Raw genomic sequence first — 20,172 nt, 5'->3', positions numbered from 1 at the left:
CATGGACGGCCTCCCGAATCGACCAGACCAGCCCATTTTGATGTGTCAGCTATGTCTCCGAACACCTGTCAGTGATCTGTCCGGTCTAAACACTTGACCGGGCGATCCAGTACTCTGGGACGGCGCGGCTAGAACCGAAAAGCCGCGGCGTACTGGATGCCCCGGTCAAGCCGGGGCATGACAGCTTTCTTTGGGTTTTCGAACCGCCCGCCCCCGCTAAACTTGCCAAAATCTTCCGCTTGATTGTGATCGGCTTCCGCCCAAAATCCGTGTAAGATTCCCGCACCGCACAAACCTGACACGAAAGCCCCGATGGCCAACGCCTTCTTCTCCGACCTGCTCACCACCATCTCCGAGCGTGGCCGCACGCTGCTTCGCCGCGGGGATTCTGCCGACATCAAGCCGGACGCCGATGGGCTGATCGAGCTCTGCGGCGCGCTGCTGTCGGGCCGGGGCGAAGCTTCGGGCACCGCCATGGCGCGTGAGGTGCTCGACATCTACCAGGATTTGGATGCGGCGGGACGTCGCGCCTTTTTCGAAGCACTGGTGCGCGATTTCGGTCCGGATCGGGAACGCCTGTCCAAGGCGATCGAGACATGGCGCGCCAAGCCGGCCGACGAGGATGCCAGCGCCTTGCACTTCGCCTCCGAGCCGCGCCGGCAGGAGCTGATCCGCCGCCTCAACCGCGCGCCCGGCGGCACCGGCGATCTCGTCAAGATGCGCGCCGACCTGCTCGACATGATGAACGGGCACGCCGATCTCGCCGCACTCGATCGCGACGTCTCGCATCTTCTCTCGTCATGGTTCAACAGGGGGTTTCTCGTGCTGCGCAGGATCGACTGGTCGACCCCGGCCAACATCCTCGAAAAGATCATCCGTTATGAAGCCGTACACGAGATCAGCGACTGGGACGATCTGCGCCGCCGCATCGATCCGGTCGACCGTCGCTGCTACGCCTTCTTCCATCCCGCGATGGTCGACGAGCCCCTGATCTTCGTCGAGGTGGCGCTGACGGAGACGATCCCCGGCGCGATCGCGCCGCTGCTCGCGGTCGACCGCCCCTCCGTCCCGATCGAGCGCGCCCGCACCGCCGTGTTCTACTCGATCTCCAACACCCAGCGCGGTCTCGGCGGCATCTCTTTCGGCAGCTTCCTGATCAAGCAGGTGGTGGAGGAGCTGCGCCGCGAATTGCCCAAGCTCGACAATTTCGTGACGCTGTCGCCGGTGCCGGGCTTCATGCCATGGGTGAAGCAGGACAAGGATTTGCCGCTGTCGGACGAGGACCGCGAGATCCTGAAGCGCCTCGACGATCCCAAATGGTTCGAGAACCCCGAGACCACGACACTGCTACGTGGCGTGATCGAACCCCTCGCGGCGCACTACTTCCTCAAGGCACGCACGCCGAAAGGCAAGCTGATCGATTCCGTCGCGCGCTTCCATCTCGGCAACGGCGCCCGCCTCGAGCGCATCAATTGGTTAGGCGATCTCTCGCCCAAGGGGGTGCGCGAGTCCGCCGGCGTGATGGTCAACTATCTCTACCGCCTCGACGACATCGAGAAGAACCACGAAGCCTACGCCAATGACGGCGAGGTCGTGGCCTCGAGCGCGGTGAAGAAGCTGCTGAAGGGCGAAGGGCGGCGGCTGCTGGACATGCGGCTGTCGTAGCGACATTCGGCTCACGGCACATCGTCAAGGCGAACCCAGCCGACGACGCTCTCTCCGCCGACATTGCGAGGAGCTCTGCGACGAAGCAATCCAGACTGCCTCCGCGGAAAGATTCTGGATTGTTTCGCTGCGCTCGCAATGACGGAGATTGTGGCGACACCTCGCGCAATCCCAGCAATTCGCCCGCAGCAGCCGAAGCGCCCGTCGAAGCGCTCCCCTCTCGCCACCGTCATTGCGAGGAGCCCTTGCGACGAAGCAATCCAGACTGCTCCCGTGGAAACACTCTGGATTGCTTCGCTGCGCTCGCAATGACGGAGTGTGTGGCGCGGCCGTCGCGCCCCTCGCGTTGTGCTACTCCGCCAGCGCCTTCATCTCCTTGTAGAGATCCGACTTGCCTTCGAAGCCGATGCCTGACAGCTCCGGCATGGTGATGTGGCCGTTCTCGACGCGGACGCCGTCGGGGAAGCCGCCGTAGGGCTGGAACAAATCGGGGTAGCTCTCGTTGCCGCCGAGGCCTAAGCCGGCTGCGATGTTGAGCGACATCTGGTGACCGCCGTGCGGGATGCAGCGGCTCGGCGACCAGCCATGGGTTTTCAACACTTCAAGGGTGCGCTGGTATTCGCATAGGCCGTAGGACAGCGCGCAATCGAATTGCAGCCAGTCGCGGTCCGGGCGCATGCCGCCGTAGCGGATCAAATTGCGGGCGTCCTGGTGACTGAACAGGTTTTCGCCGGTCGCCATCGGTCCCGGATAGAATTCGGCGAGGACTGCCTGCAGCGCGTAGTCGAGGGGGTCGCCGACTTCCTCGTACCAGAACAAGGGATAATCCCGCAGCATCTTGGCGTAGGCGATTCCGGTCTCGAGATCGAAGCGGCCGTTGGCATCGACGGCGAGCTGCGCGTCGTTGCCGATCTCTTTCAGCACCGCCTCGATGCGGGTGCGATCGTCCTCGATATCGGCGCCGCCGATCTTCATCTTCACGACGTTGTAGCCGCGATCGAGATAGCCGCGCATCTCGCCGCGCAGCATCGAGAGGTCCTTGCCCGGATAATAATAGCCGCCGGCGGCGTAGACGAACACGCGCGGATTGGCTTTGACGCCGTGACGCTCAGCCAGCAGGCGGAAAAGCGGTTTCCCTGCGATCTTCGCCACGGCATCCCACACCGCCATGTCGATGGTGCCGACCGCGACGGAGCGCTCGCCGTGGCCGCCCGGCTTCTCGTTGGTCATCATCGCACCCCAGACCTTGTCGGGGTCGAGATTGTCGCCGGCCGCATTCAGCAGCGATTTCGGATCGGCCTCCAGGATGCGCGAGGCAAAGCGCTCGCGGATCAGGCCGCCCTGCCCGTAGCGGCCGTTGGAGTTGAAGCCGTAGCCGACGACGCGCTTGCCGTCGCGCACGACGTCGGTGACGACCGCAACCAGGCTCGTCGTCATCTTGGTGAAATCGATATAGGCGTTGCGGATCGGCGAAGAGATCGGTTTCGTGATCTCGCGGACGTCGACGATGCGGACGGACATGGGGGACCTCTTGCTTTCGTCATTGCGAGCGTAGCGAAGCAATCCAGAAATGCATCCGCGGAGACAGTCTGGATTGCTTCGTCGCAAGGGCTCCTCGCAATGACGAGGAGAGAGCGCTCGCGATGACGGGTGGAGAGAGCGCGCTCCTACTTCTTATCCCTGAAATACGGCTCGACCGGGCCGTGCACCTTGATGGTCAGCGGGTTGCCGTGGCGGTCCTTGGCGTTGCCGGCGGTGACGCGGACCCAGCCTTCGCTGATGCAGTACTCCTCGACATTGGTCTTCTCGACGCCCTTGAAGCGGATGCCGACGTCGCGCGCCAAAATGTCCGCGTTGTAATAGGGGCTGCTCGGATCGACCGAGAGGCGGTCCGGAAATTCGTCGCTCATGATTGTCTCGCTCATAACAGGGTCTCGATTTGCTGCCGTAATCCTTCGGGCCGCGCGGTCGGCGCATAGCGCGAAACCACCTTGCCGGCGCGATCCACCAGGAATTTGGTGAAATTCCATTTGATGGAGGCGCCCAGCAGGCCGGATTGCTGGCGTTTCAGGTACTTATACAACGGATGCGCATTGCTGCCGTTGACGTCGATCTTCTCGAACAGGGGAAAGGTGACGTCGTAGTTGGTCGAGCAGAACGCCTGGATTTCGCTCGCCGGCCCAGGCTCCTGCGCACCGAACTGGTTGCAGGGAAAGCCGAGCACCGAGAAGCCGCGCGGATTGAGATCGCGATGCAGATCCTCCAGCCCGCGATATTGCGGCGTGAAGCCGCATTTGCTCGCGGTGTTGACGATCAGCAGCACCTGCCCCTCGAAGCGGCGCATGGGCACTTCTTCGCCGAGAAGCGAGTTGGCCTTGAAGTCGTAGATCACGGACATCGCTAACCCACGGGATCGATTGGCGACGGCGGCACGCCGCCCGCCTCGATCGCCTCGCCTGCGAGCAGACAGAGATCCTCGCGATAGCGGCCGGACACGATGTGCACGCCGACCGGCGCCTTGCCGACGAGGCCGGTGGAGACCACGAGGCCCGGCAGGCCCATGAAGGGAGTGGCGATCTGCGGCAGTTGCGCTTCCCAGACCCGCTTAAAGGATTCCTCGTCCTTGCGGTCGAGATGATCCGGGAACGGCAGCTCGCCGGAGACCGGTGTCAGCAGCACGGCATAGGTCTCGAAGAACAGCATCCAGTCACGGGTCAGCGTGGCGCGGCGGGTCAATGCCTTGGCGTAATTCGCCTGGTCCATCGGCGTGACCCTGGCGCGGTTGCCGCGCAGGCACGCCAGCGCGCCGGGATCGCCCTCACGCTCGGCCATCTCGAGCTGCGCCTCATAGCCGTCGCCGAGCCAGAGCTTGATCTGCCACTCGACCGCTTCGCGCATCGGCGGCGTGTTCTCGATCACATCGACCGTCCAGCCCGCACGCTCCAGGCGCTTGCCGGCATCGGTCACGGCTGCCTTCACCTCCGGTGTGGTCGCAAGGCCGTCCGGATTGAGACACAGCGCGGCGCGCTTCGGCCGCGCGGGGCCTTCCAGCGGCGCGGGCACGAACCAGGGATCGCGGATGTCGCGGGCCGACATGGCCGCGAGCGAAATCCTGATGTCGTTGACGGTGCGCGCCAGCGGCCCCGACACCGCCATGATCTGCGGCCCGATCGGACGCTCCGGCAGGGCCGGATTGAAGGCGGGGATGCGGCCGAGCGTCGGGCGCAGGCCATGCACGCCGCAGGCATAGGCGGGATAGCGGATCGAGCCCGCAATGTCGGTGCCATGGGCGATATGGCCGATGCCGGCCGCGACCGCCGAACCGGCGCCGCCGGACGAGCCGCCCGGCGTGAGCGAGGCATCGCGGGGGTTCTTGGTGTCGCCGTGGACCAGATTGGTGGTGAACCAGCGATAGGAGAAGGCCGGGCAATTGGTGCGCCCAAGCAGAACGGCGCCGGCTTTGCGGAAATTGGCGACCACCGGATTGTCCTCGCGCGCGATCAGGTCGCGCTGGAGCTTGAGGCCGTTGGTGGTGGCAAAGCCCTCCTGGTCGACATTGGCCTTGATGGTGACGGGCACGCCGGCGAGCGGGCCTGGGTCCTCGCCCCTGGCGATGGCGGCATCGACGGCGTCGGCCTGCTTGAGCACGTCCTCGGGCCGGTGGTCGATCACGGCGTTGAGCTGGGGATTGACGGCGTCGAGCCGGGCGAGGCCGGCCTGCGCGGCCTCCCTGGCGGAGACCTTTTTGGTTTTGACGAGGGTGGCGAGGTCGGCGGCCGACAGGCGCCAGAGATCTTGCATGGCTTGCTCCGTTTAACCGGCGTCTTTTAGCCCCGGGAACGCGGCAAAGCCATGCGGATTTCGCAGGGGCGAAGGGCGAGAGCCGGGTGACGCCTCATTCGCCGTCATTGCGAGCGAAGCGAAGCAATCCAGAGTGCCTCCGCGGAAGCAGTCTGGATTGCTTCGTCGCAAGGGCTCCTCGCAATGACGGGGAAAGAGCGGCGGACCTCTAATGCCGGGTGGCAGACTGGTCCGGGATGTCCAGCAATGCCTCGGTGAAGGGGAATTCGAGCACGATCTCGCCTTCGCGGTCGGTAACTTCGATCACGGCCTCAAGCAGGGCCGGCTGGGTGCCTTCCGATCTCAGCACCTCCAGAATCATCTGGCGGGCAACCTCCCAGGCACGGTCGGGATTGCGCAGATCCTCTCCCTCAGGATCCACGATCAGTTCGTTGCCGATACGGGTGTTGAAGAAATATCTGGGCATCACGAAGTTCCAGTTGGGTCGCCTGTACCGGATTGGAAGCTGCACTGCACTCACAACTGCTTTATCAGGACAGGGTTCGCGACCGAATGCGCCGAGCGCAGGGCCGCATCACCAGAAAGTACTGTTCCCCACGCTTTTTTCGCGGCGCAATATGCCCGTCCTCGGGAAAATTTCACTGGCGAACTTTTGTGCTCGCAGTAACTTAGCCCCGGGCGGATACGTCCGAAATCTCGAAAATGGAGAGCCGAAATGGCCTGGAAAGCCCCGAAGATCGTCGAAGTGCCCTGTGGCATGGAAATCAACATGTATGTGAGCGCTACCCGCAAGTAAGCGGTTGGTGAGTTCGCGTTCTGCGCAGGTGGATCTTTCGGTCACGATGCATGTCCGGAAGACAGGATTTGTGTTGGCGTGAGGTCCACCTCGCGACATTGCCTCCAGGAGACGGATCATGCTTCGCGTCGTCGTCCTGGGCGCCGCAGCCGGCGGCGGAGTGCCGCAATGGAATTGCGGCTGCGAGGGCTGCCGGACGGCCCGTGATAACGGCCAAGAGCTGCAACGGACCCAAGCCTCGGTCGCCTTCACTGGCGACGGCGAGCACTGGTTCTTGATCAACGCCTCCCCCGACCTCCGCCAGCAATTGAATGCGACGCCACAGCTGCATCCGAAGGCAGGCGCGCTGCGCCATACGCCGATCGCAGGCGTGATCCTGACCAACAGCGAAGTGGACGCGGTGGCAGGCCTGCTGTCGATGCGCGAGGGCTCGCCCTTCACGGTCTATGCGCATGAGAAGGTGCTGGCGATCCTGAAGGCCAACAGCATCTTCAACGTGCTGAACGAGAAGAACGTGCAGCGCCAGCCGGTCGGCATCAACGAGCCGTTCGAGCCGCGGCTGCCGGACGGGGCGCGCTCAGGACTTGAGGTGCTGCCCTTCGCCGTTTCGGGCAAATCGGCCTGGTACCTGGAAGGCAAGGCGCATCCGGGCGGCGACACCGGCGAGGGCGATACGCTGGGGCTGAAGATCACCGACAAAGCGACCGGCAAATGCTTCTACTTCATCGCCGCCTGCGCCGAGGTCACCGACGCGCTCAAGGCCGAGATCGACGGCGCTGCGCTGGTGTTCTTCGACGGCACGGTGTGGCAGGACGACGAGATGATCAAGGCTGGGCTTAGCCACAAGACCGGCAAGAGCATGGGCCATGTCGCGATGTCCGGCGACCACGGCGCCATCGCGCGGCTCGCCGACCTCACACTCGACAGGAAGATATTTCTGCATATCAATAACTCGAACCCGGCGCTGCTGCCCGCTTCCCCCGAGCGCAAGGCCGCTGAAGCGGCGGGCTGGCAGATACCCGCCGACGGAACGGAGATCGTGCTGTGAATGCCGCGTCACTGACTGGAATGACCGCGCTCTCGGTCGGCAAGGACATCAGGCTCAACTCGGCCGAGGAGCTGGAGGCGGCGCTGCGCCATATCGGGGCGACGCGCTATCACAGCCTGCATCCGTTTCATAAGCTCCTGCACGGCGGCAAGCTGAACAAGGGGCAGGTCCAGGCCTGGGCGCTGAACCGCTACTATTACCAGAGCACCATCCCGATCAAGGACGCGGTGGTGATCTCGCGCTTCCGCGACCGCGCCACGCGCGTGGAATGGCGCCACCGCATCGAGGACCATGACGGCGATATCGGCTCCGAAGGCGGCATCGAGCGCTGGCTGAAGCTGACCGACGGCCTCGGGCTGGACACGGCTTATGTGGAATCGACCGAGGGCATCCTGCCCGCGACGCGCTTCGCGGTCGAAGCCTATGTCCACTATTGCCGCGAGAAGTCGCCGCTGGAGGCAATCGCCTCCTCGCTCACCGAATTGTTCGCGCCGAACCTGCACGAAGAGCGCATTGCCGGCATGCTGGAGCACTATGACTTCGTCAATCCTGACACCATGAGCTACTTCAAACGCCGGCTGGCACAGGCGCCGCGCGATGCCGGCTTTGCGCTCGACTATGTCAAGGCGCATGCCACCACGCCCGAGCAACGCGCGTCGGTCTGCAACGCACTGATCTTCAAGACCAGCGTGCTGTGGGTGCAGCTCGACGCGCTCCAGCACGCCTATGTCGAGGGCCACATTCCGCCGGGCGCATTCGTGCCCCAAGAACACCAAAAAGCGAGCTGAGGAACAATGGCCGGGCCGCGCAACATCAGCGTCAGCGAGACCAGCCGGCCGGTGCTGCCGCGGCACGCCAAGCTGAAATATGACGAGACGCGAAAAGTCTGGGTGATCCTGGCGCCCGAACGCGTGCTGGCGCCGGACGAGATCGCGGTCGAGGTCTTGCAGCTCTGCGACGGCGAGCGCAATGTTGGCGAAATGTCCGACCAGCTCGCGGCAAAATACGCCGCGCCGCGAGAGGCGATCCTGGCCGACGTCATCGTCATGCTGCAGGATCTCGCCGACAAGGGCTTTCTCACGGAGGCCCGGGAGAAGACGTCATGAGCGATGTGCTCGGCAATCCCACCATTCCGCCCGACGCCAGTGACAGCCTCGCGGTGCTGGAGAAGAGCCGCTCGACGGCGGAGACCTTCGGCATTCCGCTCGCCGTGCTGCTCGAGATCACCCACCGCTGCCCGCTGCAATGCCCCTATTGCTCCAACCCGGTCGAGCTCGACCGCTCGGGCAAGGAGCTGACCACCGAGGAATGGAAGAAAGTCCTGAGCGAGCTCGCCGAGATTGGCGTGCTCCAGGTGCATTTCTCCGGCGGCGAACCGACCGCGCGCAAGGATCTCGTCGAACTGGTCAAGCACGCCAGCGACGTCGGCCTTTACACCAACCTCATCACCTCGGCCGTGTTGCTGACGCGCGAGCGGCTGAGCGAGCTGGCGGATGCCGGGCTCTGCCACGTGCAGATCAGCTTCCAGGGCGTTGAAGAAGGCTTGGCCGATCGCGTTGGCGGTTACAGAGGCGGGCACCGCAAGAAGCTCGAAGTGGCAAAATGGACGCGCGAGCTGGACCTGCCGCTCACCGTGAACGCGGTGATGCACCGGCAGAACCTGCACCAGCTGCCTGAGATCATCCAGATGTCGATCGATCTCGACGCCGACAGGCTCGAGGTCGCCAATGTGCAATATTACGGCTGGGCGCTGAAGAACCGCGCCGCGCTGATGCCGACGGTGGCGCAGCTCGACGAGTGCACCCGTATCGTCGAGGACGCGCGCGAGCGGCTGAAGGGCCGGCTGACGATCGACTATGTCGTGCCCGATTACTACGCGCTGCGGCCGAAGAAGTGCATGGGCGGCTGGGGCCGGCAGTTCTTCAACATTTCGCCGGCCGGCAAGGTGCTGCCCTGCCACGCCGCCGAGAGCATCACCGGGCTCGACTTCGAATCCGTGCGCTCCAACCATTCGATCGCATGGATCTGGCAGAACTCGGAGGCCTTCAACCGCTATCGCGGCACCGGCTGGATGAAGGAACCGTGCAAGAGTTGCGAATTCCGCGAGATCGATTTCGGCGGCTGCCGCTGCCAGGCCTTTGCGCTGACCGGTGACGCTGCCAACACCGATCCGGCCTGTGCGCTGTCGCCACTGCACGAGACCATCTTCAAGCAGGCCGAGCGCGAGGCCGAGGGCGAAACCAACCGCTTCGTCTATCGCAATTTCGCCGGTGGCACTCTGGAATCCGGGAATGATGCCTGACGCCGACGCGGCCAGCTCAGTCAAGCGCGCCGATCCTTTTGCGCCGCTGACCTCCGAAACGCTCGACGTCGGCGACGGCCACGAGCTCTATGTCGAGAGCGTCGGCCGCGCCGACGGAATCCCCGCGGTCTACCTGCATGGCGGCCCCGGCAGCGGCTGCCAGCCCGACCACCGCCGGCTGTTCGATCCCGACCGTTTCCATGCCGTGCTGTTCGACCAACGCGGCTGCGGCCGCAGCCGTCCGAAGGGATCGCGCGAGCACAACACCACGCAGCATCTGATCGCGGACATGGAAAAGATCCGCGAGAAATTCGGCGTCGCGCGCTGGATGGTGGTCGGCGGATCCTGGGGCGCGACGCTGGCGCTGGCTTATGCGCAGGCGCATCCCGCGCGCGTTTCCGGGATTGCGCTCCGCGCGACGTTTCTCGGCACGCGTGCTGAAGTCGAGATCGCCTTCACCTCGCGCCTGTCGCAATTCTACCCCGCGCTCTACGAGGATTTTCTGAGCGTGCTGCCGCTCGAGGAGCGCGCGCGGCCGGTGGAAGCCTACTATCGCCGCATCCTCGATGCCGATCCGGCCGTGCATGGCCCGGCATCGCGCGCCTGGTACGATACCGAGCGCGCCTTGTCGGAACACAAGGCGGCCAAGACCCGGCTGGACCTGGCGTCGCTGAACGTCTGGCGCACATTGCCGGCGACGCCCTTCATGGAGGCGCATTATTTCGTCCAGGACAGCTTCATGACGGAGAACGAGTTGTTGCGGAACGCCGGCAAGCTCGACGGCATTCCCGGCATCATCGTCCAGGGCCGCTACGATCTGTTGTGCCCTCCCGAGACATCGCAGGCGCTCGCGAAAGTGTGGCCGGGTTCCGAGATTCGCATCGTGGAAGAAGCCGGCCATTCGCTCTATGATACCGGCGTGCGGGACGCGGTCATGAAGTCGATCGCAGATATCGCTTCGAAGATTTCGCGATAGCGGGACAAGAAAATGCCACTCGCTGGTCAAGGCATGCTGCTGACGTCGATGAACATCGACGTTTCAGATGAAGCCGATTTCAATCGCTGGTACGATCGCGAGCATCTGGAAGAGCGCGTCGCGATCGAGGGATTCCTCGAGGCGCGGCGCTATGTCGCGCACGCCGCCAATCCCAAATATCTCTCGCTGTATTCGACTGCGACGCTCGACGTGCTCGACAGTCCCGCCTACCGGGCGCGGCTCGCCAATCAGACCGAATGGTCGCGGCGCAGCATGGCGCATTTCAAGGACATGCTGCGCGTGGTCGCCCGCATCACGATCAGCAACGGCACCGGCCGAGGCGCGGCGCTCGGCCTCGTGCGGCTGCGGCCGACGCCGGACAATGCGGCCGCATGGCGTGACGCACTGCAAGAACGGCTGGCGCCGGAAAAGCACGACGGCATCATCTCGATGCACCTGCTCGAGAGCGAACCGGAATTGTCGGGCGCGACTGCGGACATTCCGGCGGTGCGCAACGAAGGCGCGCGCGACTGGTTCGTGCTGATCGACGGCACGCATGTCGGTGCGGTCTCGGCCGTGATCGCCGCGCGCTTCACCGGCCCTGCCGCCTCGCCATTCCCGCTTCCCGTGTCGGTCGGCACCTACAGCCTGATGTGGGACCTCGCGAAGAGCGACATCGCGCGCAACTAGGCCATCGGACGCATCGCAACATGCTGCACCGCCACATAGCGCGCGCGGCCGTTAATGCTGTGCGCGCGTAGCTCCCATGAAAGAGGGGAAGCGCGAATTTTGCCGTTGTACTTCGGACCGGTTCTAATAAGCTAACCCAATGACGTCATTCAGAAACCAGATCGCCGCGCGTTAGCGTTCGCCAAGCTCAAGAAAAGGCCGCCGGGTCTTTGGGCCTGCGCGGACAGGGTAGGAATGAAACCGACCGACATTGCGGCCCCCGACTACTTTCACAAAGTGGTCGATTGCCAATGGGCCTGTCCTGCGCACACCCCCGTTCCCGAATACATCCGACTGATCGCCCAAGGCCGCTACAGCGACGCCTATATGATCAACTGGAAATCGAACGTGTTTCCCGGAATTCTGGGACGCACCTGCGATCGTCCATGCGAGCCGGCGTGCCGCCGCGGACGCGTCGAGGAGACCCCGGTCGCGATCTGCCGCCTGAAGCGCGTCGCCGCCGATTTCAAGGACGACATCACGCAACGCCTGCCGCGGCCGTCGGCCAAGAACGGCAAGCGCGTTGCCTTCGTCGGCGGCGGTCCCGCTTCGCTGACGGTGGCCCGCGATCTCGCCCCGCTCGGCTATCACTGCACGGTGTTCGACGCCGATCCCAAAGCCGGCGGCATGATGCGCTCGCAGATCCCGAAATTTCGCCTGCCGGATTCAGTCATCGACGAGGAGACCGGCTACATCCTGGGTCTCGGCGTTGACTTCAAGGGCGGCCACCGCATCGAAAGCATGAAGGCGCTGCTCGCGGAGAAGTATGACGCGATCTTCGTCGGCTCCGGCGCACCGCGCGGACGCGAGCTCGACATCCCCGGACGCAAGGAAGCAGCCGCCAACGTCCATATCGGCATCGACTGGCTGTCCTCGGTCTCGTTCGGCCATACCGACAAGATCGGCAAGCGCGTCATCGTGCTCGGCGGCGGCAACACCGCGATGGATTGCTGCCGCACCGCGCGTCGCCTCGGCGGCGAAGAGGTGAAAGTGGTCGTGCGCTCCGGCTTCGAGGAAATGAAGGCCTCGCCTTGGGAGAAGGAAGACGCGCTTCACGAGGACATCCCGATCCTCAACTTCCTCGTGCCCACAGCCTTCGTCCACGACAACGGTAAGCTCACCGGCATCACCTTCCAGAAGGTGAAGGCCGAATACGACGCCAAGGGCCGCCGCAACCTCGTGCCCTCGGGCGAGCCGGACCAAACCATCGAATGCGACGACGTGCTGGTCGCGGTCGGCCAGGAGAACGCCTTTCCCTGGATCGAGCAGGACTGCGGGATCGAGTTCGACAAATGGCACATGCCCAAGGTCGATCCGCAAACCTTCGTCTCGACCAACCCGAAAGTATTCTTCGGCGGCGACGCCGCGTTCGGGCCGAAGAATATCATCTGGGCGGTGGCGCAGGGCCATGATGCCGCGCTGTCGATCCACAAGATGCTCTCGGGCGAGGACGTCACCGAGCGTCCATTGCCGGAGGTGCACATCTCCTCGCAGAAGATGGGCATCCACGAATGGAGCTATGACAACGACATCTCCAACGACAAGCGCTACAAGGTGCCGCATCGCGACAAGGTGATCGCGCTGAAGGACATCCGCACGGAGGTCGAGCTCGGCTACGACGTCAAGCTGGCGCTGGGCGAGGCCGAGCGCTGCCTGAACTGCGACGTCCAGACCGTGTTCTCGACCTCGCTCTGCATCGAGTGCGACGCCTGCGTCGACATCTGTCCGATGGACTGCATCACCTTCACCGACAATGGCGAGGAAGGCGATCTCCGTCAGCGCCTGAAAGCGCCCTCGCTGCATCCGGACCAGGATCTCTATGTCTCGAGCGACCTCAAGACCGGGCGCGTGATGATCAAGGACGAGGATGTCTGCCTGCATTGCGGGCTGTGTGCCGAGCGCTGTCCCACCGGCGCCTGGGACATGCAGAAATATTTGATCGAGATGACTCACGCAGGTTCAGCATGTCCGACAAAAAGCCGATCAGCAGCGTAAACGACTTCGTCGTCCGCTTCGCCAACGTCAACGGATCGGGCTCGGCCAGCGCCAACGAGATGTTTGCGCGCGCGATCCTGCGCCATGGCGTTCCGGTGAGCCCCCGTAACATCTTCCCCTCCAACATCCAGGGCCTGCCGACCTGGTACGAGGTGCGGGTGACCGAACAGGGCCATCTCGGCGCCCGCGGCGGCGTCGACATGATGGTGGCGATGAACCCGCAGACCTGGGACAAGGACGTCGCCGGCATCGAGCCCGGCGGCTATCTGTTCTACGATTCCACCAAGCCGATGCCGTCAACGAAATTCCGCGACGACATCACCGTGATCGGTGTTCCCCTGACCGCGATCACCAACTCGACCTACACCGATCCGCGCCAGCGCCAGCTGTTCAAGAACATCATCTATCTCGGGGCGCTCTCGGCGCTGCTCGATATGGACCCGAAGCTGATCGAGCAGCTGATCGGCGAGCAGTACAAGGGCAAGGAGAAGCTCTTGTCCTCCAACGTCCACGCGCTGCATCTCGGCCGCGACTGGGCGCTGCAAAACCTGAAATGTCCGACCGGGCTGCGGGTGAAGAAGTCCGATAAGGTCGGCGACCGCATCTTCATCGAGGGCAACAGCGCCGCCGCGCTCGGCGCCGTCTATGGCGGCGCCACGGTGTGCGCCTGGTATCCGATCACGCCGTCCTCGTCCGTTGCCGAGGCTTTCACCGCCCACTGCAAGAAGTACCGGCACGATCCGGAAACCGGCAAGGCGAAATACGCCATCGTGCAGGGCGAGGACGAGCTCGCTTCGATCGGCATCGTGATCGGCGCCTCCTGGAACGGCGCGCGCGCCTTCACCGCAACCTCCGGCCCCGGCATCTCGCTGATGACCGAGTTCATCGGCCTGTCATATTTCGCCGAAATCCCGGCCGTGATCATGAACATCCAGCGCGCCGGTCCCTCGACCGGCATGCCGACCCGGACCCAGCAATGCGACATCATCGCCTGCGCCTATGCTTCGCATGGCGACACCAAGCATGTGCTGCTGTTCCCTGAGGATCCCGCCGAGGCGTTCGAGTTCGCGGCCGCGGCCTTCGATCTCGCCGAGCGGCTCCAGACCACCATCTTCCTGATGCTCGACCTCGACATCGGCATGAACCACCGGCTCTGCCGTCCCTTGAAGTGGGACGACGCCAAGCAATATGACCGCGGCAAGGTGATGACTTCGGAGATGCTGGAGGAAGGCCGCGACTTCGGCCGCTATCTCGACGTCGACGGCGACGGCATCCCCTACCGAACCTATCCCGGCACGCATCCGACCAAGGGCTCATATTTTACCCGCGGCACGTCGCGCGACCGCTATGCGCGTTACTCCGAAGAAGGCTCGGTCTACGCCGACAACATGCAGCGGCTGATGCGCAAGTTCGAGACCGCGCAGGATTTGGTGCCGCGGCCGCTTCAGGCTAATGCGGAACGGCCGACCAAATACGGCGTGATCTATTTCGGTTCGACTACGCCGGCGATGGACGAGGCGATCGGATTGTTGGAGGCACGAGGCCATCAGCTCGATCGCCTGCGCATCCGCGCCTTCCCGTTCCACTCCAGCGTGGCGAGCTTCCTCGCCGAGCACGATTTCGTCTACGTAGTCGAGCAGAACCGCGACAGCCAGCTGCGCCAGCTCATCGTCAACGAAAACGGCATCGACCCGGTGCGGCTGGTGCCGATCGTGCACTACGACGGCTCGCCGATCACCGCCCGCTTCATCGCAAAAGCCATTGGCGACCACCAGGATCACCTCAAGGTGACCCCGCTCCGCAAGGCCGTGTCATGATGGTAAGGCGCAGGCATCGGATGCAATCACCTCTCCCCGCGTGCGGGGAGAGGTCGGATTGCGCAGCAATCCGGGTGAGGGGGACTCACCACGAGTCGAGCTCGTCGAAAGAGCCCCTCACCCCGACCCTCTCCCCGCGAAGAGCGGGGAGAGGGAGCAGAGAGAGACGGTCATGACCTACATCGCAAAGCCGAAATTCCACCATCCCGGGCTGAAGAAGAACGAGCTCGGCTACACCCATCGCGACTACGAAGGCAAGATCTCGACGCTGTGCGCCGGCTGCGGCCACGATTCGATCACGGCCTCGATCATCGAGGCCTGCTATGAGCTTTCGATCGAGCCGCACCGGGTTGCGAAGATCTCGGGCATCGGCTGCTCGTCGAAGACGCCGGACTATTTCCTCGGCAATTCGCACGGCTTCAACTCCGTGCACGGCCGCATGCCCAGCGTGCTGACCGGCGCCAATCTCGCCAATCGCGACCTGATCTATCTAGGTGTCTCCGGCGACGGCGATTCCGCCTCGATCGGCTTCGGCCAGTTCGCCCATTCGATCCGGCGCGGGGTGAACATGACCTATATCGTCGAGAACAACGGCGTCTATGGCCTGACCAAGGGCCAGTTCTCGGCGACCGCCGACCGCGGCTCGAAGTCCAAGAAGGGCATCACCAACACCGACAACGCCATCGACCTCGTCGCCATCGCGCTGCAGTTGGGGGCGACTTTCGTCGCGCGCTCGTTCTCCGGCGACAAGACCCAGCTCGTGCCGCTGATCGCGGCCGCGATCCGCCACAAGGGCGCGTCGTTCATCGACGTCATCAGCCCCTGCATCGCCTTCAACAATCACGCCGGCTCGACCAAGAGCTTCGACTATGTTCGCGAGCACAATGACGCGGTGAACCGGCTCGACGTGCTGGTCGGCCGCGATCCGATTGCGGTGGATTACGCACCGGGCACGGTGCAAATGGTCGAGCAGCATGACGGCAGCAGGATCGCGCTGCGCAAGATCGATGCCGACTACGATCCGCATGACCGGCTCGGCGCCCAGACCTTCCTGCAAAAGCACGCCGCAAAGGGACAGATCGTCACGGGGCTGCTCTACGTCGATCCCGACGCGGAAGATCTGCACGAGCATCTCAACACGGTCGAGACGCCGCTCAACACGCTGGAAGCGGACACGCTCTGCCCGGGCTCGGCGATGCTGGACAAGTTCAACGCCAGCCTGCGGTGATCGCTACCGCGCCGCAGCCGGCTGCCGGACGCGTATGGTGATCTTCTCCGACACGATGGGCGGCTCGAACGGATAGTGCTTGGCATCGCCCAACACGAGTTGAAGCGTGTGCGTCCCGGGCGGAAGCTCGAGAAGCGTTTCGGTCTGCCCTGCCCCGAAATGCAGATGCGACTTGTCCTGCAGGATCGGCTCCTTGGGATCGATGGGGTCGTTGACGTCGATCAGCAAATGATGGTGACCGGCGTTCTGATACTCGTCGCCGGCATGGGTCACTCCCATGTTGCGCAAGCCGAACCGGACCCAGAATCCGCCGCGCACCTTCTGCCCGTCATGCGGGGTGATGAAATAGAGCTTCGCGTCCTTGGGCGCTGCCTTGCCCTGCGAAAAGGCTGCCCCCGGGAGCAATGCGAGCGCCGCCGCCAGCGCGACGCAACGAAGGATCTGCATCAAACCAACTCCACCACTTAGGGACTGAGCGCCACGCGGAATCCGTGCGTGGGATAACGAACGTTGGTGTCGTAGCCGTCGCGGTTGGACGGCCGCACATATCTCGAATCGTTCTTCCAGGAGCCCGAGCGCAGGACATGAGCGCTGCAGTCCCCGCTGCTCCATGCCGAGCCGTCACCGGGCGCGCCCTGATAGGTCTTATGCCAGCAGTCCTCGACCCATTGATCGATACCGCCGCCCATGTCGTGGAGCCCGAACGGATTAGGCCTGAAGCTGCCGACCTTCGCCGGTTGCTCGGCCGCGAGATCACCGCAATCCTTGCAACCGGCCATGCCCGGCTGCAGCTTGTCGCCCCACCAATATTTGGTCTGCGTTCCGCCCCGCGCGGCATATTCCCATTCGGCTTCGCTCGGAAGCCGATAAGTCTTCTTCGTCGCCTGAGCGAGATAAGCCGCATATTGCTGCGCGTCGGTCCAGCTCACATTGCTGACCGGCGCATCGTCCTTGCCGATCGCCGTGAAGCCGCACGCCTTTACAGCGGCGCACTCATTCCATTCCTGCACGGTGACCGGATATTTGCCGATCGAGAACGGCTTGACCGTCACCTGATGGACGGGACGCTCGGTCAGATCGTCATTGCTTCCCATCGCAAAGCTGCCGCCGCGAATGGCGACCATCTCGGGTTCGCGGGCGGGAATGGCCGAATGACTTGCCGATTGACTCGGCGCGGGAGCGGGCGACGGAGATGACGAAGCCGACGAGGGAGAAGGCTGCGGCGTCTGCGGCGCTGCTTCGCGCGACGGAGGCTGCGGGCTCGGTGATGCGGCAGGCGAAGCGGTGGGAGAAGCGGTGGGAGAAGCGGTGGGCCCGGTGGCCTGCTCGCTCACCCTGCCCGGTGTCTGAGCCAGCAGATACCACAGCACACCGGCGGCAATCACCGACAGCGTGATACCCAGGAGAAAGATCAGAGTATTCTCGCGCCGCCCCCGCGTCCTGCCGACCGCGTCTGCATCCGGCAGCACTTTATAGACGCGCACGGGATCGGTGATGTTCTTGACCTTGCGGTCCCCGAGCGACTCGTAACCGCACACGACCTTGTGCTTGATCTGCTCGTAGATCGCGCCGGAGATAAAGACCTGGCCTGGCTCGGCGATGCCCTCGATGCGCGTGGCGATGTTGACGCCGTCGCCGTAGACGTCGTCCGGCTCCACGATGACATCACCGAGATTGACGCCAATCCGGTACTCGATCCGAGTGTCCTTCGGAAGCGAGGCGTTGCGGCCGATGAGATTCTGCTGGATGACGATGCTGCATCGGACGGCCTCGACCGGACTGTCGAAAATCGCGATGAAGCCGTCGCCCGTCGTCTTCACCAGACTTCCATTGTGCTCGACGATGCTGGGCTGGATGAGATCCCGCTCGATCCGCTTGACGCGGACGTGCGTGCCCTCCTCGTCGGCCTGCATCAGGCGGCTGTAGGAAGCGATGTCACCGACAATGATGGCCGCGAGGCGACGAGGCATAGGGCCGTGCGAAGGCGGCTCGTCATTCCCGGATCTGAAGTTGCGAATTTCGCCCATTGCGGGGACTCCACAAACTTACAAAGGCAGACCCCAACCTACGACTGCCAAAGGCGATCGTCTGTGAAGGCTATCACATCGACGAAATCGGGCAATGTCCGTGGGGATCGCAGGAGTCGAGTTCCGAAAGGCGAAGGCGTTACATCGAATGAACCTTTATGACCCCACCGATGACTAACGCCCCGCGTGGAACTAATCACCTCGCTCCGCCCTGCGATGCTCGTGTCATTGATGTGCGAACCATGAACGCGTCGCACCGGGTTCGCGTCTAAAGTACAGCTCAGTTGCTGCACGCGAGGCCATCATGAAGTCTTTTCTCGTTGCGGCCGTCTTCCTTGCCGCGCTCGGCGGCGCCGCTCACGCCGAGGAGGCCGACGATATCCGTGAGGCCAGCAAGGCCGAAGCCGAGACCTTCAACGCGCGCATGTATGCCGGCGCACCCGGCAACAAGGCCTATGCCTGCTTCGTGCGCCGCTACGATGCCGAGCACCTGGCGCGTCATCCGAAGCAGAAGGTCGCCGCGATGAAGCTGCTGATCTCGGCGGAGATGGACACCGAAGACAAGCAGCTCCACAACTCCTTCCGCCTTGGTTTCAGATATCGTCACCGCTCCGGCGATTTCGACTCCAGCGGCTTCTGTCATCACACCGTGTTCACCAAGGACGGCACCGAAATCCGCCTCGGTTGCGGCGTCGACTGCGAGGGCGGCGGCATCGGCGTCGCGCTCTCAAGGGACGACAAATCGGCGATCGTGCGGCTCGCGCGGGTCAGGGTCTGGCAGAACAACAAGCCGGATGAGGATGCCGAACTGTCACTGGTCGCCGGCGCCGACGACGGGATTTTCCGCCTGGATCGAACGGACAATAAGGAATGCGCCTCGCTCGTGACCGACCGCAAGGAACTCGCCGCGCTCCGCCACAAATGATATGTCTCCGGCGCAATCGAGGAGATCGTCATGAACCGCCGGAACATGTTGTGGAGCGCCATCTCAGGCCTGGGCGCAGCGCTTGGCGCCTCCAGCGCGAACGCCGCGACGGACGCCGGCGCGGGCAACAAGCTGAAGGTGGTGTATCACCTGAGCGATGCCGAGAAGGTCAATTTCGTCCTTGGCAACATCCAGAACCACATCGAGGGCGTCGGCGGCCCCGAGCATGTGACGATCGCACTGGTGATCCACGGGCCGGCGCTGAAGGCGTTTCACTCGGCGCAGGCCAACCCTGACATCAGCAAGCGCGTCGGCGATTTCTCCAAGGATGGCGTCGAGCTTGCCGCCTGCGGCAACACGATGAAGGCGCAGAACGTCACGCTTACGGATCTCTTGCCGGGCTTCGTCAGCGCGGAGAAGGGCGGCGTGGTCCGTTTGGCCGAGCTCCAGTCGCAGGGCTATCTCTATCTGCGGCCGTAGGTAGCAGCGAAAGTGGTGGGCTCCCTCCCCCGCTTGCGGGGGAGGGTCGGGGAGAGGGTGTCTCAGCAATCGAGAACCCCCAAAGTGGAGAGAGCCCTCACCCGGCGCTGCGCGCCGACCTCGCCCGCCTGCGAGGGCTTTGCTTAATTGGCCGAGCGGGAGTGAGGCTCGATATGGGGTATTTTTTTGTGCGGCCTCGGATGGCGCGCGAACGCAGACGGTCTTGTTTTCGTGGCCGATCGATGGCCTTGGGCTGTGGCGGTCACACCACACCTCCCGCGGGACACAGGGCGGATTCAAACGGTCGTCGCAACACCAGTTACTTTCACTCATAACAGAAGATCGTCAAGCGCCTCCGCCGGCGTTTTCCAGCCTAGTGTCTT

The 20,172-nt window shown here is 63.7% G+C and carries 20 protein-coding genes; 13 read left to right on the top strand and 7 right to left on the bottom strand.

Translation table 11 applies throughout. The annotated features are described in order from the left end of the window. Nucleotides 1–312: 312 nt before the first annotated feature. Nucleotides 313–1,665 (top strand): malonyl-CoA decarboxylase, encoded by a 1,353-nt coding sequence (locus ABIB80_RS38545; protein WP_354129561.1) that lies wholly within the window; start codon nucleotides 313–315, stop codon nucleotides 1,663–1,665. A gap of 351 nt (nucleotides 1,666–2,016) precedes the next feature. Here ABIB80_RS38545 and tarD read toward each other — a convergent pair whose 3' ends face one another. The 5 genes from tarD to ABIB80_RS38520 form a co-directional block, all read right to left on the bottom strand. After that, a complete protein-coding gene (gene tarD, locus ABIB80_RS38540; protein ID WP_354129560.1) occupies nucleotides 2,017–3,186 on the bottom strand; it encodes a D(-)-tartrate dehydratase in 1,170 nt (389 codons plus the stop codon). A gap of 146 nt (nucleotides 3,187–3,332) precedes the next feature. Beyond that, a complete protein-coding gene (locus tag ABIB80_RS38535) occupies nucleotides 3,333–3,590 on the bottom strand; it encodes a DUF3297 family protein (RefSeq protein WP_007595651.1) in 258 nt (85 codons plus the stop codon). After that, complete coding sequence (locus ABIB80_RS38530) at nucleotides 3,587–4,063, bottom strand: glutathione peroxidase (RefSeq protein WP_007595653.1); 477 nt, start codon at nucleotides 4,061–4,063, stop codon at nucleotides 3,587–3,589. Before ABIB80_RS38530 ends, ABIB80_RS38535 begins: the two co-directional genes overlap by 4 nt. Before the next feature lie 2 nt (nucleotides 4,064–4,065). Further along, a complete protein-coding gene (locus ABIB80_RS38525; RefSeq protein ID WP_007595655.1) occupies nucleotides 4,066–5,466 on the bottom strand; it encodes an amidase family protein in 1,401 nt (466 codons plus the stop codon). A gap of 208 nt (nucleotides 5,467–5,674) precedes the next feature. Then, the gene (locus ABIB80_RS38520; protein WP_007595657.1) at nucleotides 5,675–5,932 is read right to left on the bottom strand and encodes a DUF6894 family protein; all 258 of its coding nucleotides are present in this window, start codon (nucleotides 5,930–5,932) and stop codon (nucleotides 5,675–5,677) included. A 249-nt stretch (nucleotides 5,933–6,181) separates the two neighbouring features. Between ABIB80_RS38520 and pqqA the strand changes: the two genes are divergently transcribed. The 10 genes from pqqA to ABIB80_RS38470 all read left to right on the top strand — a co-directional run bounded on the left by pqqA (nucleotide 6,182) and on the right by ABIB80_RS38470 (nucleotide 16,357). Continuing rightward, on the top strand, nucleotides 6,182–6,262 hold the full coding sequence (gene pqqA / locus ABIB80_RS38515; RefSeq protein WP_007595659.1) for a pyrroloquinoline quinone precursor peptide PqqA: 81 nt from the start codon (nucleotides 6,182–6,184) through the stop codon (nucleotides 6,260–6,262). Nucleotides 6,263–6,380: 118 nt separating this feature from the next. Beyond that, a complete protein-coding gene (pqqB, locus tag ABIB80_RS38510) occupies nucleotides 6,381–7,310 on the top strand; it encodes a pyrroloquinoline quinone biosynthesis protein PqqB (protein ID WP_354129559.1) in 930 nt (309 codons plus the stop codon). Next, entirely contained in the window at nucleotides 7,307–8,098 is a 792-nt protein-coding gene (gene pqqC / locus ABIB80_RS38505) for a pyrroloquinoline-quinone synthase PqqC (RefSeq protein ID WP_354129558.1), read from the top strand. Before pqqB ends, pqqC begins: the two co-directional genes overlap by 4 nt. Before the next feature lie 6 nt (nucleotides 8,099–8,104). Beyond that, nucleotides 8,105–8,416, top strand: coding sequence for a pyrroloquinoline quinone biosynthesis peptide chaperone PqqD (gene pqqD / locus ABIB80_RS38500; protein ID WP_247287867.1), 312 nt, complete (start codon nucleotides 8,105–8,107; stop codon nucleotides 8,414–8,416). Beyond that, entirely contained in the window at nucleotides 8,413–9,612 is a 1,200-nt protein-coding gene (gene pqqE, locus ABIB80_RS38495) for a pyrroloquinoline quinone biosynthesis protein PqqE (RefSeq protein WP_354129557.1), read from the top strand. Before pqqD ends, pqqE begins: the two co-directional genes overlap by 4 nt. Beyond that, on the top strand, nucleotides 9,602–10,588 hold the full coding sequence (gene pip, locus ABIB80_RS38490; protein ID WP_354129556.1) for a prolyl aminopeptidase: 987 nt from the start codon (nucleotides 9,602–9,604) through the stop codon (nucleotides 10,586–10,588). Before pqqE ends, pip begins: the two co-directional genes overlap by 11 nt. A gap of 12 nt (nucleotides 10,589–10,600) precedes the next feature. Beyond that, the gene (locus ABIB80_RS38485; RefSeq protein ID WP_354129555.1) at nucleotides 10,601–11,278 is read left to right on the top strand and encodes a hypothetical protein; all 678 of its coding nucleotides are present in this window, start codon (nucleotides 10,601–10,603) and stop codon (nucleotides 11,276–11,278) included. Between the two features lie 234 nt (nucleotides 11,279–11,512). Next, nucleotides 11,513–13,312: an FAD-dependent oxidoreductase gene (locus ABIB80_RS38480; protein WP_354129554.1), complete on the top strand. Its 1,800-nt coding sequence runs from the start codon at nucleotides 11,513–11,515 to the stop codon at nucleotides 13,310–13,312. Beyond that, nucleotides 13,282–15,129, top strand: a complete 1,848-nt coding sequence (locus ABIB80_RS38475) for a 2-oxoacid:acceptor oxidoreductase subunit alpha (protein ID WP_007595684.1) — start codon at nucleotides 13,282–13,284, stop codon at nucleotides 15,127–15,129. Before ABIB80_RS38480 ends, ABIB80_RS38475 begins: the two co-directional genes overlap by 31 nt. A 172-nt stretch (nucleotides 15,130–15,301) precedes the next feature. Beyond that, entirely contained in the window at nucleotides 15,302–16,357 is a 1,056-nt protein-coding gene (locus ABIB80_RS38470; protein WP_354129553.1) for a 2-oxoacid:ferredoxin oxidoreductase subunit beta, read from the top strand. 3 nt (nucleotides 16,358–16,360) lie between these two features. Here the strand turns inward: ABIB80_RS38470 and ABIB80_RS38465 are convergent, their stop codons facing one another. Then, a complete protein-coding gene (locus tag ABIB80_RS38465) occupies nucleotides 16,361–16,804 on the bottom strand; it encodes a DUF4399 domain-containing protein (RefSeq protein WP_354129552.1) in 444 nt (147 codons plus the stop codon). 17 nt (nucleotides 16,805–16,821) lie between these two features. Further along, nucleotides 16,822–18,384: an SUMF1/EgtB/PvdO family nonheme iron enzyme gene (locus ABIB80_RS38460; RefSeq protein ID WP_354129551.1), complete on the bottom strand. Its 1,563-nt coding sequence runs from the start codon at nucleotides 18,382–18,384 to the stop codon at nucleotides 16,822–16,824. 304 nt (nucleotides 18,385–18,688) lie between these two features. On the opposite strand from ABIB80_RS38460, the gene ABIB80_RS38455 reads away from it, so the two are divergent. Then, nucleotides 18,689–19,309: a hypothetical protein gene (locus tag ABIB80_RS38455; protein ID WP_354129550.1), complete on the top strand. Its 621-nt coding sequence runs from the start codon at nucleotides 18,689–18,691 to the stop codon at nucleotides 19,307–19,309. Nucleotides 19,310–19,339: 30 nt separating this feature from the next. Continuing rightward, on the top strand, nucleotides 19,340–19,789 hold the full coding sequence (locus ABIB80_RS38450) for a DsrE family protein (RefSeq protein ID WP_007595690.1): 450 nt from the start codon (nucleotides 19,340–19,342) through the stop codon (nucleotides 19,787–19,789). Nucleotides 19,790–20,172: the final 383 nt, after the last annotated feature.

Source organism: Bradyrhizobium sp. i1.15.2 (genome assembly GCF_040548425.1).
Lineage (GTDB): Bacteria > Pseudomonadota > Alphaproteobacteria > Rhizobiales > Xanthobacteraceae > Bradyrhizobium > Bradyrhizobium canariense.
The sequence above is the reverse complement of the archived record's forward strand: the minus strand, read 5'-3'. Positions and strand labels throughout refer to the sequence as shown.

Coding starts and splice junctions, on each gene's coding strand:
- ABIB80_RS38545 (WP_354129561.1), top strand. CDS start 313: ATGGCCAACGCCTTCTTCTCCGACCTGCTCACCACCATCTCCGAGCGT.
- tarD (WP_354129560.1), bottom strand. CDS start 3,186: ATGTCCGTCCGCATCGTCGACGTCCGCGAGATCACGAAACCGATCTCT.
- ABIB80_RS38535 (WP_007595651.1), bottom strand. CDS start 3,590: ATGAGCGAGACAATCATGAGCGACGAATTTCCGGACCGCCTCTCGGTC.
- ABIB80_RS38530 (WP_007595653.1), bottom strand. CDS start 4,063: ATGTCCGTGATCTACGACTTCAAGGCCAACTCGCTTCTCGGCGAAGAA.
- ABIB80_RS38525 (WP_007595655.1), bottom strand. CDS start 5,466: ATGCAAGATCTCTGGCGCCTGTCGGCCGCCGACCTCGCCACCCTCGTC.
- ABIB80_RS38520 (WP_007595657.1), bottom strand. CDS start 5,932: ATGCCCAGATATTTCTTCAACACCCGTATCGGCAACGAACTGATCGTG.
- pqqA (WP_007595659.1), top strand. CDS start 6,182: ATGGCCTGGAAAGCCCCGAAGATCGTCGAAGTGCCCTGTGGCATGGAA.
- pqqB (WP_354129559.1), top strand. CDS start 6,381: ATGCTTCGCGTCGTCGTCCTGGGCGCCGCAGCCGGCGGCGGAGTGCCG.
- pqqD (WP_247287867.1), top strand. CDS start 8,105: ATGGCCGGGCCGCGCAACATCAGCGTCAGCGAGACCAGCCGGCCGGTG.
- pqqE (WP_354129557.1), top strand. CDS start 8,413: ATGAGCGATGTGCTCGGCAATCCCACCATTCCGCCCGACGCCAGTGAC.
- pip (WP_354129556.1), top strand. CDS start 9,602: ATGATGCCTGACGCCGACGCGGCCAGCTCAGTCAAGCGCGCCGATCCT.
- ABIB80_RS38485 (WP_354129555.1), top strand. CDS start 10,601: ATGCCACTCGCTGGTCAAGGCATGCTGCTGACGTCGATGAACATCGAC.
- ABIB80_RS38480 (WP_354129554.1), top strand. CDS start 11,513: ATGAAACCGACCGACATTGCGGCCCCCGACTACTTTCACAAAGTGGTC.
- ABIB80_RS38475 (WP_007595684.1), top strand. CDS start 13,282: ATGTCCGACAAAAAGCCGATCAGCAGCGTAAACGACTTCGTCGTCCGC.
- ABIB80_RS38470 (WP_354129553.1), top strand. CDS start 15,302: ATGACCTACATCGCAAAGCCGAAATTCCACCATCCCGGGCTGAAGAAG.
- ABIB80_RS38465 (WP_354129552.1), bottom strand. CDS start 16,804: ATGCAGATCCTTCGTTGCGTCGCGCTGGCGGCGGCGCTCGCATTGCTC.
- ABIB80_RS38460 (WP_354129551.1), bottom strand. CDS start 18,384: ATGGGCGAAATTCGCAACTTCAGATCCGGGAATGACGAGCCGCCTTCG.
- ABIB80_RS38455 (WP_354129550.1), top strand. CDS start 18,689: ATGAAGTCTTTTCTCGTTGCGGCCGTCTTCCTTGCCGCGCTCGGCGGC.
- ABIB80_RS38450 (WP_007595690.1), top strand. CDS start 19,340: ATGAACCGCCGGAACATGTTGTGGAGCGCCATCTCAGGCCTGGGCGCA.